The 530-nt window shown below is 54.3% G+C and carries 1 rRNA gene; it reads left to right on the top strand.

Going from position 1 to position 530, the window contains the following annotated elements:
* Positions 1-510, top strand: a 23S ribosomal RNA gene (locus IQ10_RS17880); the annotation flags it as partial.
* Between the last annotated feature and the right edge of the window lie 20 nt (positions 511-530).

Consider the following 530-nt stretch of genomic DNA (forward strand, 5'->3'; position numbering starts at 1 on the left):
GATCCGGTGGTTCCGCATGGAAGGGCCATCGCTCAACGGATAAAAGCTACCCTGGGGATAACAGGCTTATCTCCCCCAAGAGTCCACATCGACGGGGAGGTTTGGCACCTCGATGTCGGCTCATCGCATCCTGGGGCTGAAGTAGGTCCCAAGGGTTGGGCTGTTCGCCCATTAAAGCGGTACGCGAGCTGGGTTCAGAACGTCGTGAGACAGTTCGGTCCCTATCCGTCGCGGGCGTAGGAAATTTGAGAGGAGCTGTCCTTAGTACGAGAGGACCGGGATGGACACACCGCTGGTGTACCAGTTGTTCCGCCAGGAGCATCGCTGGGTAGCTACGTGTGGACGGGATAAGTGCTGAAAGCATCTAAGCATGAAGCCCCCCTCAAGATGAGATTTCCCATGGAGTTAATCCAGTAAGACCCCTTAGAGATGATGAGGTTGATAGGTCTGGTGTGGAAGCGTGGCGACACGTGGAGCTGACAGATACTAATCGGTCGAGGACTTATCCAAACATATTCTTGATACGTTGT

The organism is Halalkalibacter nanhaiisediminis, assembly GCF_007830185.1.
Lineage (GTDB): Bacteria > Bacillota > Bacilli > Bacillales > Bacillaceae_D > Halalkalibacter > Halalkalibacter nanhaiisediminis.